This window comes from Streptomyces shinuiensis, assembly GCF_043660855.1.
Taxonomy (GTDB): domain Bacteria; phylum Actinomycetota; class Actinomycetes; order Streptomycetales; family Streptomycetaceae; genus Streptomyces.
In genome coordinates this window covers 4,422,310-4,437,479 of the sequence record NZ_JBIHML010000001.1, presented here as the reverse complement: position 1 = coordinate 4,437,479, position 15,170 = coordinate 4,422,310, and the positions used below count along the sequence as shown (strand labels likewise).

Here is a 15,170-nt window from a genome sequence, read left to right as displayed (position 1 = left end):
CACGCCCCTGCCGCGAGGCCGCTACCGTGAGGCGCATGGAGATCTGGATCAACCCCGCGTGCTCGAAGTGCCGCAGCGCGGTGAAGCTGCTGGAGGCGGAGGGTGCCGGGTACACCGTCCGCCGCTACCTGGAGGATCCGCCGACCGAGGGCGAGCTGCGCGCGGTGCTGGAGCGGCTCGGCCTGGAGCCGTGGGACATCACGCGGACGCAGGAGACCGAGGCGAAGGAGCTCGGTCTGAGGTCCTGGCCGAAGGAGACCACCGAGCGCGCCCGCTGGATCGCCGCGCTGGCGGAGCACCCGCGGCTGATCCAGCGGCCGATCATCACCTCCGACGACGGCTCGGCGGTCGTGGGGCGCAGCGAGGAGGCCGTACGCGAGGCGCTCTCCCGCCGGCCGAGCTGACCTGCGCGGCGTCCGTATCGCGTCCTGCGGCCGCCATCCCCGCCGTCGGCCCGGCTGTACGCGGCCCCGCAGGTGCCGCCACAGGCCGCTCCGCGCCCCGGACACACCGGACCTGCCGCCCGGGGTCCCCGTGCCGCCCGCGTCCACCCCGGCCGCGTACCGGGGTACCGGGCCGCGGCCGGCCTCACCGCCGAAGGCGCGGACGGGGCGGTCCGGACACGGCCTGCCGCCGGGTCACCGGTTCGGAGGGACGGCCGCCGCCCCGGGCGCAGGCCTCCACGGGCAGCGCGGTGAGCAGGTCGTGCGGGACGAGGACGACCGCGCGCACCCCGTCGCAGGCCGAGGGCCGCAGGGAGACCCGCAGTCCGAGGCGGCCCGCCAGGACGCCCGCCACGCGCAGGCCCATACGGGCCGTCTCGCCGAGGTCCTCCAGGTCCAGCCCGTTCTGCGCCCGGGTGAGCAGGAACTCGGCGTGCCGCCGGGTCTCCTCGGTCAGACCGACGCCCTTGTCCTCGATGGAGACCTCGATGCCCGAGGCCACCTCCTCGGTGTCGACGACCACCTTGGTGCTGGGCGGCGAGTAGCGGGTGGCGTTGTCCATCAGTTCGCTGAAGACCAGGCTCAGCGGCTCGACCGCCGGGCCGGGCACCGCGACCTCGGCGATGCGGTGCAGTTCGATGCGCAGGTACTCGGCGATGGGGGCGCTGCCCGCGCGCAGCACGTCGTGGAGGGAGACGGGCTTCTGCCACTGGCGCGCCGGGCTGCCGCCGCCGAGGACGGCCAGACCGGCGGCCACGCGGCCGGCGACGTCGACGCCGTGCTCCAGGTGCATCAGATCGCCCAGGACCTCGGGGGCCGGGTGCTCGAACCGCATCCTGCGCAGGTCGGCCCGGAGGCGGTGGATCTCTGCCTGGAGGCGGCAGGCGATGCCGACGATCGCGCGGCGGGCGGAGTCGCGCTGGAGCTCGCGGTCCCGGACCGCCCTCACGACGGTGTCGGTCAGCTTCTCGTGGGCGGTCACCAGCCGCGGGTCGGAGTCGGCGGGATGCAGTGAGGGGGGCAGTACGTCGCCGGGTGCCTCGCCGCGCCGCACGGCCTCGACGACGGGCGGCATGACCTCCAGGCAGTAGTGCTCCAGGTCGGCGAGCTGGCGTTCCGCGCGCTGCCGGGCGGCGGCGCCCTCGCGGCCCCGGCGCACCGCCTCGCAGGCGGCCGCGGCCACCGCGAGCGTCGCCACGGCTCCGCAACAGGCGACCGCGGCACGGGCGGAGGCGGTGACGAAGAGCGCGGCCAGGGCCGCGCAGGCGGCCACCAGTACGGGAGAGGCGAGCCACAGGCCCCCGGGAGAGGGGCGTCGGCCTCCCGTCAACGAGCCGGCGGGCTCCATGGGCATCCTCTGGCGTTTTTCAGGGGGGACGGTGGGACGGGGTGCGGGACGGACGGTGCTTCGGGACGGCTGTGCTGTGCGGCGGGGCTGCGGACGCGGCGCGGAGGACACGCCCTGGGCAGGGCCTCCGGCATACGCCGCTCGCGGAGAGGGGACGTCCGGCCCCGCCGGCCCCCGGCGCCGCCCCGCTCCGGGCATGGCGGCACCAGGGCACCGCACGCGGCGGCGACACGCCGTGACGGCCGCGCCTCGCTGTGTGACAGGGAGCATAGGGGCATCCGGCGAGCCCTCGCGGAGACTTGACAAACACCTTTTGAATATGCGGCGACACACTGGGTGACCGTGCGGGCGTTGCGGCCCGAGCCTGCGCGTTCGTTCCGCTTTGGGCGGGCGCACGCCCCGAAGGGCCTCGGCCAAGGCCGGGCGTCCGTTCCATCACCCGCCGGGATGACCGCCTCGCGGTCCGCGGCCTCCGGGGCAGTACGGGAAAACGCGGGAAAGTGCGGAAAGCGGCCCCGCCGGAGGTGTCGGATGGGGCAGGGTGCGGTCATCCTCTCCGTGGGACGACAGGGGGGCGAGGATGAGCAGTTTCGGTACGCACCGGGCCCGTGTGCACGACGCGGCACGGCCCGCTCACCGCCGGCTGAGCGATCTGCGGACGTGCCTGCAGCACTTCGCTCCGTACGGCTTCCGGGCGACGTACCACCATCTGCGCGGGAGCGCGGGCATACCGGGCAGACCCGAGAAGGACCCGGATTCGCTGGTGCGGGCCGTCGAGGAGCTCCACGCGGCCCGGCAGGTGTGGCTGGCCGCCGAGGCCGCGTACGCCGGGCGCCGGGTGCGCGAGAAGCGCGCGGGCAGGCGGCGGCCCGGCCGCGCCGAGGCCTGGCGGGCGGAGCGGCGCCGGTGGCACGGTCTGGCCTACTGCCCCGACCCCCGGCGCCACCCCGCCGAGCCGCTGCCGGTGGTGGTGCGCCGTGTGCTGTGCGCCCGGCCGTCCGGCGGGCCGGAGCCGGGCGGCCCGCCGGTGTGCTGGGTGTGCGCCGGGCCGGCCGGCACCGAGCTGTGGCGCGACGGCTACTGGACGTACACGCTGTGCGCGGGCTGCGGGGTCAGTCTCGGCCGGACGTGAGCGGGGTCCCGCCGAGCCGGGCCTCCGCCGCCGCGAGGATCTCGGTCACCCGCGCCCCGAACCGTATGTCGCACGGGTGCGGCTCACCGGTGCGGGCCGAGGCGATCAGGGCGTCCACGGCGTGACCGAGGGCTGCGACCGCGTCCGTCTCCCCGTCCGGCAGTTCCACCGCGCCCGCGGTGCCGCGCAGTTCCACCCGGGTCACGGACGCCGCGGGCGCGACGGCGAGGCCGAGCGCGCAGGTGCTGGAGGCGCCCGAGGCGTGGCGCAGGGCGAGCTGGACGGTCTGCCCGGCACCGCGGACGGCGGCCACCGACCCGTCGAGGTCGGCCACGTCGCCGAGCACCGGCAGCAGCATGGACAGGGCGTGCGGACCGACGTCCCACAGTCCGCCCCTCTCCCGCCGCCAGGGCGAGTCGGCGAACGGACCGGGCTCGGCGCCCTCGGCGAAGATGCCGCCGAGCCAGTCGGCGCGGCCGAGCTGCCAGCCGCCCGTCCGCTTCTGCTCCTCCAGCCACGCCGCCGTATCGGGACGGAAGCGCAGGGTGAAGAAGACCACCGAGGCCACCCCCGCCGCCTCGGCCGCGCCGGCCGTCTCGCGGGCGCCGGGGACGGTGGTGGCCACCGGCTTGTCCAGCAGCAGATGGCGGCCGGCCGAGGCGGCCCGTACGGCCAGGGGCGCCTGTACGTCCGGGGGGAGCGCCACGGCGACCGCGTCGCAGTCCTCCAGCAGCGCGTCCACGTCGCCGTAGGGCCGGCCGCCGAACCGCTCGGCGATGTCCGCCGCCGCCTCCGGGCGGCGGCCCCACACCCCCGCCAGCTCGGCGTCGGGGTGGGCGAGCAGTGCGGGGCCGTGGGCGAGTCGCGCCCAGGGGCCGGTGCCGAGCAGGCCGAATCTCATGTCGCGGTGTCTCCTTGGCTGTGCGGGCCGCCGTATCGGTCGCTGTACCGGTAAAGAAGGGAGGGGCGCCGCCAACCATGCCAGACGCCCGCCGGTGCGCGGCACCCCGCTCCGGCCGGGGGGCTGCGGGGCGCGGGCAGACGGCGGGCTCGTCCGTAAGGGGGGCGGCCGCCTCACCCCGGCGGTGCTCCGCGCGAAAGCGGGTACCCGGCCTCGCATGGCAGTGCGACATGTGTGGGTGAACAGGAAGTCCGAGAGGGTGTGGAGCGTCCTCGGCGACGCCGAGCAGTACCAGAAATGGGTCGTGGGCACCCGGGAGACCCATGAGTCGGAGGGCCGCTGGCCCGAGGTGGGCACGACCCTGCGCTACACGATCGGCGTGGGCCCGCTGACCGAGCGCGGTCATACGATCGTGCGCGTCTGTGAGCCGCCCGGGCTCCTGGAGCTGGAGGCGTCGGCGGGGCGGCTGGGCACGGCCCGCATCGCCGTCTCGGTGAAGCCGTGGGGCGAGGGCTCGCTGATCACCATGGACGAGCATCCCCTGCGCGGCGCGGTGGCCCAGCTGCACACCGCGCCCCTGGACGCGGTGCTCCAGCTGCGGCACCGGCTGATGCTGTCGCGCCTGCGGAAAGTGGTGGAGTCCGGGCGGAGCGGGGCGGACCGGGAAGCGGGGAGGCACACGTGACGGACGGACACACCGAGGACCGGCCCGACCGGGCGCACCGCCGCCCGCCGGGCGTGGACGACGCCACGGTCGAGGCCGTCGGCAAGGTCACCGAGGCGCTGGAGGCGACCGAGCGGGCGCGCGGCCACCTGTACTCCTTCCACCAGATGACCGGCCGCTCCGACCTGCTGCTGGGCGAGGCGGTGGAACTGCTGCGCGAGGCCGGGCACGCCGAGGAGGCGGAGCTGCTGGAGACCGAGGTCCTGGGCCGCAACGTGATCCCGGGCCACTGGACGTTCCAGATCGTCGAGGGCTACGACTCGCACTACTACAAGCCGTTCGCGCGGCTCGAGGAGCGGGTGCGCGACCGGCTGACGGATGGCCTGAAGCACCTGTACGAGGCGGAGATGAAGGAGGCCCGGCGCACCCACGGCCATTCCGCCCACACCGCCCGCCCCGACACCACCCCGCCCGGGGCCTGACCGCCGCACCGCCCCGCTCCCGTACACCCGCCGTCCGACAGGAGGCTGCCCGCAGATGTCCGAGGCCTACGACGCCGTCGTGGTCGGAGCCGGCCCCAACGGGCTGGTGGCCGCGAACCTGCTGGCCGACGCGGGCTGGCGGGTGCTGGTCCTGGAGTCCCAGCCCGAGCCCGGCGGCGCGGTGCGCAGCGACCGCGGCGTCCACCCCGACTACGTCAGCGACCTGTTCAGTTCCTTCCACCCGCTGGCCGCGGCCTCGCCCGTCATCCGCTCCCTGGAGCTGGAGCGCTGGGGCCTCGGGTGGAGCCACGCCCCGTCCGTCCTCGCCCATCCGCTGCCCGACGGTCGCTGCCCCGTACTGCACCGGGAACGGGAGGACACCGCCGCGGGCCTGGAGGCCTTCGCGCCCGGCGACGGGGAGGCGTACCTGCGGCTGACGCGCCTGTGGGACAGGCTCGGCCCGGATCTCCTCGACGCGCTCCTCAACCCCTTCCCGCCGGTGCGCCCCGCGCTGTCGATGCTGGCCCGGCTGCGCGCGGCCGGGGGGCTGCGCCTGCTGCGCACGCTGCTGCTGCCGGTGCGGCGTCTGGGCGAGGAGGAGTTCGGCGGCCAGGGCGGGCCGATGCTGCTGGCGGGGTGCGCTCTGCACACCGACCTCTTCCCGGAGTCCACCGCCGGCGCGGTCTACGGCTGGCTGCTGGCGATGCTGGGCCAGCAGTACGGCTGGCCGGTGCCCGTCGGCGGCGCCGGCTCGCTCACCGCGGCCCTGGTGGGCCGGCTGCGGTCGCGGGGCGGGACGGTGCGCTGCGACGCCCGGGTGGTGCGGGTGGTGGTCCGCGGCGGGCGCGCGCTCGGCGTGCGGACCGCCGGCGGCGACGCCGTACGGGCGCGGCGGGCGGTCCTGGCCGACGTCCCCGCCCCGTCGCTGTACGGCGGGCTGGTCGACTGGGAGCACCTGCCCCCGCGGCTCCAGGACGACATCCGCCGCTTCCAGTGGGACACCTCGACGTTCAAGGTGGACTGGGCGCTGTCCGGGCCCATCCCCTGGTCCGCCCCCGGGGCCGCCGGCGCGGGCACCGTCCATCTGGCCGACGGCATGGACCACCTCACCCGCCACAGCGCCCAACTGGCCACCGGTCTGGTGCCGGACCGGCCGTTCTGCCTGCTGGGCCAGATGACCACCGCCGACCCCACCCGCTCCCCGAGGGGCACCGAGTCGGCCTGGGCCTACACCCACCTGCCCCAGCGGGTGCGCGGCGACGCGGGCGGCGACGGCATCACGGGGCGCTGGGGGCCGGGCGAGCGGGAGGCCATGGCCGACCGGATGGAGGAGGAGGTGGAGCGCCGCGCCCCGGGCTTCCGGGAACTGGTCAAGGAGCGCCGCGTCATGGCCCCGCCGGACCTCCAGGCGCGCGACGAGAGCCTGGTCGGCGGGGCGCTGAACGGCGGGACCGCGGCCGTCCACCAGCAGCTCCTCTTCCGGCCCGTCCCCGGTACCGGCCGTCCCGCCACCCCGGTGCGCGGCCTCTACCTCGCCTCCGCGTCCGCCCATCCGGGCGGCGGCGTCCACGGCGCCTGCGGCTCCAACGCGGCCCGCGCGGCCCTGGCCGCCGCCCGCCCCCTGGCCCACTACGTCGCGGGCCCGGCCCAGGCCGCCGCCCAGCGCGCGGCCATGCGTACGCGGGGCCGTCTCGGCTGACGCTTCCCGGAACACGGCCCGGGGCGAGGCCCGGGATCCCGGCGCGCGAACAGTCCGCCCGGCGCCCGGGAACGTCGCCTTCCGGCCGAGTCGGAGGCGAGGCGGGTGACGTCGGGACGAGGATCCGCACGTCATCGGGGCGTCATATGCCCCCCGCCCGGCCTCCGCCCGGCCCCTGACCCCTGGCCGGAGCCGCCGGCACGCCTGCGGCCAGGGCGGATGCCGCGCCGCGGAGCGCGGTGCGGCGGCAGGTGACCGGATTCGATCGCCCGCATGTGTCCCGATATGAACTTCGGCAAGCCGTTCGTCCGGAACCTGTTCCCGATAGACCCGAGGAGTGTTCGACATGCGGTACGCCACCAAGGGCCTGTGCCTGGGCGCCGCGCTGACCGCGGCCTGCCTGGCGGGGTCCGCGGCCACCGCGACCGCCGCCCCCGCGGGCCCCTCCGGGGCCGACAGGCCGTCCGGGCCCTCGGTCCTGGTGCTCACCGTCGCCGAGGGCGAGGATCCGGCGACGGCCCCCGAGCGGCGGAGCGCCGTGCTCACCTGCCCGCCGGGCCCCGGGGGCACCCACCCGGCCCCGGGGCGGGCCTGCGCCGCGCTGCGCTCGGTGGACGGCGAGGTCGGCGCGCTGGTCGAGGCCGGCACCGACCGGATCTGCCCGATGATCTGGGACCCGGTCACGATCACGGCCAAGGGCGTCTGGGAGGGCAGCGAGGTCTCCTACGAGCGCACCTTCGCCAACTCCTGCGTCATGGAGGGCGCCACGGGCCCGGTCTTCTCCTTCTGACGCCGACGCGGCGAGGCCGCGACCACGGCCACCGGCCCCCGGGTGCTGCGGGCGCCCGGGGGCCGGCGTGCGTGCGGCGCGGCCGCCGCCCCGTCGGCGGGTCACAGCGGATCACACCCGCGCGAACGGCTGTTCACCGGACCTTCTCCCCCGGCTCCCTTCGCCCGACGCCGACGGCGCGCGATGGCGACGTGTACACGCTCCTCACACGTTCCCTCACACGCCAGGAGTCCGTATGCAGCGACGCACCTTCCTGAGGACCGCCTCCGCCGGCGCGGGGGCCGTCGCCTTCTCCGGCGCCCTGTGGCAGGGCGCCGCCACCGCGGCCGCCACGTCCGCCGCGGGGACCGGCCCGTACGGACCGCTGCGGGCGCCCGACGCCAACGGGGTGGCGCTGCCGGAGGGTTTCCGCAGCCGGATCGTGGCCCGCTCCAGCCTGCCGGTCGGCGGGATCCTGTGGCACCCGGCGCCCGACGGCGGCGCCTGCTACCCGGACGACGGGGGAGGCTGGATCTACGTCTCCAACTCCGAGGTCCCCCTGGTCGGCGGCGCCTCGGCGATCCGCTTCCGCCCCGACGGCTCGGTCGACCGGGCGTACCGCGTCCTGGAGGGCACCAGCCTCAACTGCGCGGGCGGGGCGACCCCGTGGCGGACCTGGCTGTCGTGCGAGGAGACCTGGCGCGGCCGGGTCTTCGAGACCGACCCGTACGGGCGGCGCGAGGCGGTCGTGCACAGGGCGATGGGCCGCTTCAAGCACGAGGCCGCCGCGTGCGACCCGGACCGGCGCGTGGTCTACCTGACCGAGGACGAGTCGGACGGCTGCTTCTACCGCTACGTCCCCGAGGTCTGGGGCGACCTGTCGCGCGGACGGCTGGACGTGCTGTGCGAGTCGGCCGGCGGCGGTGTGGAGTGGCGCGAGGTCCCGGACCCGTCCGCGCCGCTGTTCGGCCGGCAGACACGCCACCAGGTCGGTGCCGCCCGCCATTTCGACGGCGGCGAGGGCTGTCACTACGCGGACGGGACCTGCTGGACGGGGTCGACAACATCACCGGCACCCCCGGCGGCGACCTGTACGTGGCGGAGGACGGCGGCAACATGGAGACCAACGTGATCACGCCCGAGGGCGCGGTGGCCCCGGTGATCCGGCTCGACGGCCACGGCGACTCCGAGATCACCGGTCCGGCCTTCTCCCCGGACGGCTCCCGGCTGTACCTCTCCTCCCAGCGCGGCACCCCGGGCGATCCGGCCGGGCTGGGCGGCATGACGTTCGAGGTGTCCGGCCCCTTCCGGCGCTGACCGCGCCCGTCCGCGCCCCCCGCGCCCCGCCGGCCTGCGGGGCGCGGGACGGCCGTACGCCCGCCGTTCGCCCGCGAGCCATGTGCACCCCCTCCCCCGGTCGGCTCAACTCCCCTACTGTGACCGCGATTTGACCCACCCCCCACGTACGGAAGGCGGCGCAGATGGCACAGCAGTGGAGAGACCGGCTGGCGACGGCGGTGGCGGCGGCCGGGATCGGTACGGTGCTCGTGGCGGCTGTGCCGGCCGGAGCGGCGGACACCGGCGCGCTGCCGTACTCCGGCACCACCTCCGTCGGAGTGCACAACGCCTACGAGAAGGACAAGTACACCTACTTCGCCGACGCCCTGGACTCCGGCGCCTCGCTGCTGGAGCTGGACGTGTGGGCCAAGTACTCGGGCGGCTGGCGTGTGGCCCACGACGGCCCGCTGGTCGACGACAACAACTGCGAGAACGCCTCCTCCCCCGCCGAACTGCGCTCCAGACCCCGCAACCAGAGCCTGGCCGGCTGCCTGGCCGACATGCGGGCCTGGCACGACGCCAACCCCGGACACCGGCCGGTCCTGATCAAGATCGAGATGAAGGACGGCTTCGCCGGCGACCGCGGCCGCGGGCCCGCGCAGTTCGACGCCCTGGTGTCCCGGGAGCTGGGCGACGCGCTCTACCGGCCCGGCGACCTCGCCGCCGGCCACGCCACCCTCGACGACGCCGCACGGAGCGGGGGCTGGCCCGCCCGAAACGCGCTGGCGGGGAAGTTCCTGATCCACCTCATCCCCGGCACCGTCGAGGAGTCCAACCCCTTCGACACCCTGTGGACCGACCGCGAGTACGCCGCCCACCTGCGCGGCCTGGCCGCCGCCGGGCGGCTGGGCGAGGCCACCGCCTTCCCCGCCGTGCACCGCGCCGCGGCCGGGGACCCGCGCACCCGCTACGCGGACACCTCGCTGCGCCCCTGGTTCGTGGTCTTCGACGGCGACGCCTCGGCCTACGTCTCCGGCGGCATCGACACCGCCTGGTACTCCCGGCACGGCTACCTGCTGGTCATGACCGACGCCCACGCCGTCGCCCCCGCCATCAGCCCCACCGGCCCGACGGAGGATCAGGCGCGCGACCGGGTGGCGCTGCTGGCGGCCGAACGGGCGAGCGTGGTCACCTCCGACTGGACCCGGCTGCCGTCCGTGCTGTCCACCGTACTGCCGCGCGGCTGACGGGGTTTGGCCGCCGCACCGGGCGGCCCCGGCGGGAGTCCGGGACCGCCCGGTGCGGCGAGGGGCGGTCACCGTGCGTGTCGTCCTCGCCCGGGAACCGTTTCCGCCGCGCGGCGTCCTGGTACGGCTGCCCCAGGCGTACGGCTTTGGAGGCCGCGGCGGCGAGGGCGGGCGAGGGCGGATTCCCTTCTCCGAAAGGTGTTCCATGAAACTGTTGGCTCAGGGGCGGCCGGAAGCGGCCGAGGTGGCGCAGGCGGTGGAGGGCACGGGCGGCGGAGGGCTCACCCGGCGCACGGTGCTGGGCGCCGGGACGGTGGCGGCGTCCCTCGCCGCCGCGGTCGGCCCGGGCCTGACGGTGGGCGGTGGCTGGGCGGCGGCGGCCGTGCCGCCCTTCCCGGCCGAGCCCGCCGCCGCGGCGCTGCGCCGCCTGCTGCCGGACCACGCCGCGCAGTTCCGGCTGGCCGCGCTGGACGCGCCGGACGGCACCGAGCGGTTCCGGGTCGCGGGCGCGGCCGGGCGGGTGGAGGTGTCCGGCACCAGCCCGGCCGTCCTGCTCACCGGGGTCCACTGGTACCTCAAGGAGGTCTGCTCCGCGCACATCTCCTGGGCCGGGCGCGAACTCGGCCTGCCCGACACCCTGCCCGCGCCCGAGCGCCCCCTGGAGCGCTCCACCGCGCTGCCCAACCGCTTCGCGCTCAACGACACCAACGACGGCTACACCCACCCGTACGCCGACTGGCCCCACTGGGAGCGGCTGATCGACGTGCTCGCCCTGCACGGCTGCAACCAGGTGATGGTCATCGCCGGACAGGAGGCCGTCTACCACCGGCTGCTGCGGGACTTCGGCTACTCCGACGCCGAGGCCCGCCGCTGGCTGCCCGCCCCCTCCCACCAGCCCTGGTGGCACCTGCAGAACCTCAGCGGCTACGGCGGCCCGATGAGCCCGGAGCTGATCGGGCGGCGCGTGGAGCTGGGCCGGCGCATCACCGCCCGGCTGCGGGAGCTGGGCATGCACCCGGTACTGCCCGGCTACTACGGCTCGGTGCCCAGGGACTTCGCCGGGCGAGTCCCCGGCGCCCGCACCGTCGCGCAGGGCACCTGGCACGGCTTCGCCCGGCCCGACTGGCTCGACCCGCGCACCTCCGTCTTCGCCGACGTCGCCGCCGCCTTCTACCGGCACCAGCGGGAGATGTTCGGCAGCGCGTCGCACTTCAAGATGGACCTGCTGCACGAGGGCGGGAGCGCCGGGGACGTGCCGGTGGCCGACGCCGCGCGCGGGGTGGAGAGGGCACTGCGCGGGGCCCACCCGGAGGCGGTGTGGGTGATCCTGGGGTGGCAGGACAACCCGCGGCGCGAGCTGGTGGACGCCGTGGACAAGAGCCGGATGCTCATCGTCGACGGCCTCTCCGAGCGCACCGAGACCGTCCACGACCGCGAGGCCGACTGGAACGGGACCCCCTACTGCTTCGGCGCGATCCCCAACTTCGGCGGGCGCACGACGCTGGGGGCGAAGACCCATGTGTGGAACGAGCGCTTCCACGCCTGGCGCGACAAGCCCGGCAGCGCCCTGGCGGGCACCGCGTACCTGCCGGAGGCCGCCGACCGCGACCCGGCCGCCTTCGACTTCTTCTCCGAACTGGCCTGGCGCGACGCCCCGGTGGATCTGCCCGGCTGGTTCGCCCGGTACGCCGGATACCGCTACGGCGGCGCCGACCCGCGGGCGCGGGACGCCTGGCGGGCGCTGCACGACACCGCCTACCGGCACCACGCCGGGCTCTACGGCTTCGCCCACGACAGCCTCTTCGCCGCCCGCCCCGATCTGGCCGCCACCCGGGCCGGGCAGTACGGCCCCACGGAGCTGACCTACGACCCGGCACGCTTCGACGCCGCCCTGGACGGGCTGCTGGAGGCGGCCCCCGCCCTGCGCGGCGGCGACGCCTACCGTCACGACCTGGTGGACGTCGCCCGGCAGGCCCTGGCCAACCGGAGCCGGGTGCTGCTGCCCCAGCTGCGCACCGCCTACGAGGGCGGCGACCTGAGGGCCTTCCGGGAGCTGTCGGCGCTGTGGCTGCGGCTGATGACGCTCACCGACGAACTGGCCGCAACCCACCGGACGTTCCTGCTGGGCCCGTGGACGGACGCCGCCCGCCGCATGGCCTCCTCCCCCGGGGAGGAGGCGGAGCTGGAGCGCACCGCCAGGGCCTTGCTGACGGTGTGGGGCGACCGGGACACCTCGGACGCCGGAAAACTGCACGACTACGCCAACCGCGACTGGCACGGGCTGACGGGCGACTTCCACCTGCCGCGCTGGCGGCTGCTGCTGGACGAGCTGGACGCCGCGCTGGCCTCGGGCCGGCGGCCCGCGCCGATCGACTGGTACGCGGTCGAGGAGCCCTGGACGCGGGAGTGCCGGGAATATCCGCTGCGACCGTCGGGCGATCCGTACGCCACCGCGCTGCGCGTGCGCGACAGTCTCGCCCGCGCGCCCTACCAGGGGCGGCTGGAGGCCGCGCTGGAACCGGGGGCGCTGGAACCGGGCGGGCGCGGGCTGCTGACCGCGTCCTTCACCAACACCAACGGGCTGCGGGCCGCGGGCCCGGTCGAGTTCGCCCTGTCCACCGGCTCCACCGGCCTGCAGGCGGTGCCGCTGGACCCCACCACCGCGGACCGCGTGCCGCCCGGCGGCCGGACCCGGGCCCGCTGGCGGGTGACCGCACCCGACCGGCCGCTGACCGCGCCGCTGAGGGAGCTGTCGTACGGCCTGGCGGCGCGGTACGGGCCCGAGGGCGGGCGCCGGGTGCGCGCGGTCCGCGGCGGCTCGCTGTTCCTGGCCGGGCCGCTGCCGGCGGGGCTGCGCACGGTCTCCACCAACGAGGCGGTCTTCGGCCGGCTCGGTGAGCGGTACGCCGTGCACGGCGGGGGCGCGGACCTGTGGAAGGGCACCGCGGAGTTCGGCGCCGTGTACCGGCCGGGCGGGCTCGGCGAGCGGGGCTCGGTGACGGTGCGGGTCGACTCCCAGGCGGAGACCGGGCCGTGGGCGAGGGCGGGGATCATCGTCCGCGACGGCCTGTCGCGGGCCGGCTCACCGGGCTTCGTCAACCTGTCGGTGACCCCGGCCAACGGGGTGGTGCTGTCGTACGACTCCAGCGGCGGCGGCACACTGGACTCCTACCGCCGGATCACCGGGGTGAAGGCCCCGGTGCTGCTGCGGCTGCGGCGCGCGGGCGCCGAGTACACCGGCGAGCTGTCCGACGACGGCGGCGCGAGCTGGCGCACGGTGGCGACGGTGCGGGTGCCGGGCGCGGCCGGACGGCAGGACGCCGGGCTGGGCATGACCGCGGCGGGCGGCACGGCGGGCACGGTGGAGTTCTCCGGGTGGCGGACCGCCTGACACCGGGCGGCCGGAGACCCCGGGCCGAGCGCCCCCGCCGGCCCCCGCCGGCCCTCTCCGGCCGCCTTCCGCCCCTCCTCCGGCCGCCTCCGCACGCGGATGGCGGCCGGAGGCGTGCGGCGCTCGCTAGGGTGTTCCCATGACCACCGGGGTACGCCGCAGGATGGGTGTCGAGAAGCGTCGGCAGCAACTGATAGACGTCGCACTGAGGTTATTCAGCGACCGTCCTCCCGAGGACGTCTCCATAGACGACATCGCCACAGCGGCGGGGATATCGAGGCCGCTGGTCTACCACTACTTCCCGGGCAAGTACAGCCTCTACGAGGCGGCGGTACGGCGGGCGGCCGACGAGCTGTCCACCCGTTTCCACGTACCGCACGAGGGCCCGTTCAGTCTGCGGCTGCTGCTGGTGATGGGGCGTTACTTCGACTTCGCCGAGGAGCACGCGCCGGGCTTCTCGACGCTGCTGCGCGGCGGTTCGGTGCGCAGCGAGGCCGTGGTCGAGGAGGTGCGGCAGACCGCCTACGACCAGCTCCTGGCCCATCTGGAGCTCACCGACCCCGGGCCCCGCATGTCCCTGGTGATCCGCACCTGGGTCGGTGTCGCCGAGACCACGGCGCTCAGCTGGCTGGCCGACCGCTCGATACCTCGCCAGGAGCTGGAACGGCAGCTCGTCCACGATCTGCTGGCGCTGGCCGCGGTGACGGCCGCGTTCGACGAGGAGACGGCCGGGGTGCTCCGCCGCGTCGTGGAACAGGAGCCCGCCGACGGCCCGTTCGCGGAGCTGGTGACCAGGCTGCTGGCACTCGTTCCCGGGAAGGCCGACGGCGGGTAGTTTCGATGCCGTGACTCATGCGACCCCTGGGCCGGGCACCAGAGCACCGCGCCTGCGCTCCCTCGTGGCCTCGGCGGCGCTGCCGCCGGGCACGCTGGTCGGCCGGACGGTGCTCGGCGGGCTGCCCGAGCCGCTGCTGTGGCGCGCCGACGAACCCGCCGCGCCGGACGGCTGGGAGCGGATGCTCCCGGTGCGGGACACCACCGGGCTGTGGCCCGTGCTGCTGGGCGCGCACGTCCGCGGCACCGCTGTGGAGGACGATCTGCTGCCCCCGCCGCATGACGGGGGCGGGGCGGGCGCCGCGGCCGGTACCGGGGCCGCCGGTGTGCTGGCTGCCTGGTGGAAGCGGCACGCCGCGCGGGAGCCGGGCGGCCGCGGAGCCGGGGAGATACCGGCGCTGCGGCCGTACGGCAGACGCCCGCCCGAGCTCGCGCGCCCCTTCCGCGCGGGCGGCGACCCGGACGCGGCGGCGGCCGGGGCGGCCCGTGCGCTGGTCGCTCACGGCACCCTGCGCCGCCCGCGGGTGGCCCTGGTCCCGGCGGCACGGAGCGCGGACATACCCGCCGCGATCGGCTGGGCGGGCACTCTGGCGTCCGGCGAGGAGTTCGAGGGGTACGGCGCTGTGCTGCGCTCCTGGGAGGAGCGTTTCGGCACACGGGTGGTGGCGCTGGAGCCGGACGTGCTGCACCTGTCGGTGCCGGACCCGCCCCGCACCGCGGCCCAGGCCCTGCCGGTGGCGGCCGAGCACTACGCGTTCTGCCCCTCGGTGGTGCGGCAGGGCGCCGGATCGGTCTCGCGCTACGCGGACAAGTGGCTGACCGGCCGGAGTCTGTGGTCGTTCTGGTGGGACTGAGCCGGATCGCGACGGCAGCGGGAAGCGGGGCGGGGAGGCAGGGCGGGCGAGCGGGACGGGGCACGCGCTTCGGGGCGGTGCCGTCTCCACCGGCCCCGCCCCGAAGCGTTTCCCTTCCTCTACCCCGC

At 76.1% G+C, this 15,170-nt stretch carries 12 protein-coding genes and 1 pseudogene; 11 read left to right on the top strand and 2 right to left on the bottom strand.

Annotated features, from left to right (window positions below):
- The first annotated feature begins 35 nt into the window (after positions 1 to 35).
- Complete coding sequence (locus tag ACGRHY_RS20115; protein ID WP_394636712.1) at positions 36 to 404, top strand: arsenate reductase family protein; 369 nt, start codon at positions 36 to 38, stop codon at positions 402 to 404.
- 184 nt (positions 405 to 588) lie between these two features.
- Here the strand turns inward: ACGRHY_RS20115 and ACGRHY_RS20110 are convergent, their stop codons facing one another.
- Positions 589 to 1,791, bottom strand: coding sequence for an ATP-binding protein (locus ACGRHY_RS20110; protein ID WP_394636711.1), 1,203 nt, complete (start codon positions 1,789 to 1,791; stop codon positions 589 to 591).
- Between the two features lie 580 nt (positions 1,792 to 2,371).
- Between ACGRHY_RS20110 and ACGRHY_RS20105 the strand changes: the two genes are divergently transcribed.
- A complete protein-coding gene (locus ACGRHY_RS20105) occupies positions 2,372 to 2,923 on the top strand; it encodes a hypothetical protein (RefSeq protein WP_394636710.1) in 552 nt (183 codons plus the stop codon).
- Here ACGRHY_RS20105 and ACGRHY_RS20100 read toward each other — a convergent pair.
- Positions 2,904 to 3,824 carry a Gfo/Idh/MocA family protein gene (locus ACGRHY_RS20100; protein WP_394636709.1) on the bottom strand — a complete coding sequence of 307 codons (921 nt, stop codon included), beginning with the start codon at positions 3,822 to 3,824 and terminating at the stop codon, positions 2,904 to 2,906. The genes ACGRHY_RS20105 and ACGRHY_RS20100 overlap by 20 nt on opposite strands.
- 217 nt (positions 3,825 to 4,041) lie before the next feature.
- On the opposite strand from ACGRHY_RS20100, the gene ACGRHY_RS20095 reads away from it, so the two are divergent.
- From ACGRHY_RS20095 to ACGRHY_RS20055, 9 genes and pseudogenes are all read left to right on the top strand, one after another.
- Positions 4,042 to 4,509, top strand: coding sequence for an SRPBCC family protein (locus ACGRHY_RS20095; RefSeq protein WP_394636708.1), 468 nt, complete (start codon positions 4,042 to 4,044; stop codon positions 4,507 to 4,509).
- Positions 4,506 to 4,970 (top strand): hypothetical protein, encoded by a 465-nt coding sequence (locus tag ACGRHY_RS20090; RefSeq protein ID WP_394636707.1) that lies wholly within the window; start codon positions 4,506 to 4,508, stop codon positions 4,968 to 4,970. Before ACGRHY_RS20095 ends, ACGRHY_RS20090 begins: the two co-directional genes overlap by 4 nt.
- 55 nt (positions 4,971 to 5,025) lie before the next feature.
- Complete coding sequence (locus tag ACGRHY_RS20085) at positions 5,026 to 6,669, top strand: phytoene desaturase family protein (RefSeq protein WP_394636706.1); 1,644 nt, start codon at positions 5,026 to 5,028, stop codon at positions 6,667 to 6,669.
- Between the two features lie 346 nt (positions 6,670 to 7,015).
- Positions 7,016 to 7,459 carry a subtilase-type protease inhibitor gene (locus tag ACGRHY_RS20080; RefSeq protein ID WP_394636705.1) on the top strand — a complete coding sequence of 148 codons (444 nt, stop codon included), beginning with the start codon at positions 7,016 to 7,018 and terminating at the stop codon, positions 7,457 to 7,459.
- A 235-nt stretch (positions 7,460 to 7,694) separates the two neighbouring features.
- Positions 7,695 to 8,755: pseudogene (locus tag ACGRHY_RS20075) on the top strand (alkaline phosphatase PhoX).
- Positions 8,756 to 8,919: 164 nt separating this feature from the next.
- Positions 8,920 to 9,963 carry a phosphatidylinositol-specific phospholipase C domain-containing protein gene (locus ACGRHY_RS20070; protein ID WP_394636704.1) on the top strand — a complete coding sequence of 348 codons (1,044 nt, stop codon included), beginning with the start codon at positions 8,920 to 8,922 and terminating at the stop codon, positions 9,961 to 9,963.
- 205 nt (positions 9,964 to 10,168) lie between these two features.
- Positions 10,169 to 13,354: an alpha-N-acetylglucosaminidase gene (locus ACGRHY_RS20065; protein WP_394636703.1), complete on the top strand. Its 3,186-nt coding sequence runs from the start codon at positions 10,169 to 10,171 to the stop codon at positions 13,352 to 13,354.
- A 139-nt stretch (positions 13,355 to 13,493) separates the two neighbouring features.
- Positions 13,494 to 14,189, top strand: coding sequence for a TetR/AcrR family transcriptional regulator (locus tag ACGRHY_RS20060; protein ID WP_394636702.1), 696 nt, complete (start codon positions 13,494 to 13,496; stop codon positions 14,187 to 14,189).
- 10 nt (positions 14,190 to 14,199) lie between these two features.
- Entirely contained in the window at positions 14,200 to 15,042 is an 843-nt protein-coding gene (locus ACGRHY_RS20055) for a DUF4253 domain-containing protein (protein ID WP_394636701.1), read from the top strand.
- Positions 15,043 to 15,170: the final 128 nt, after the last annotated feature.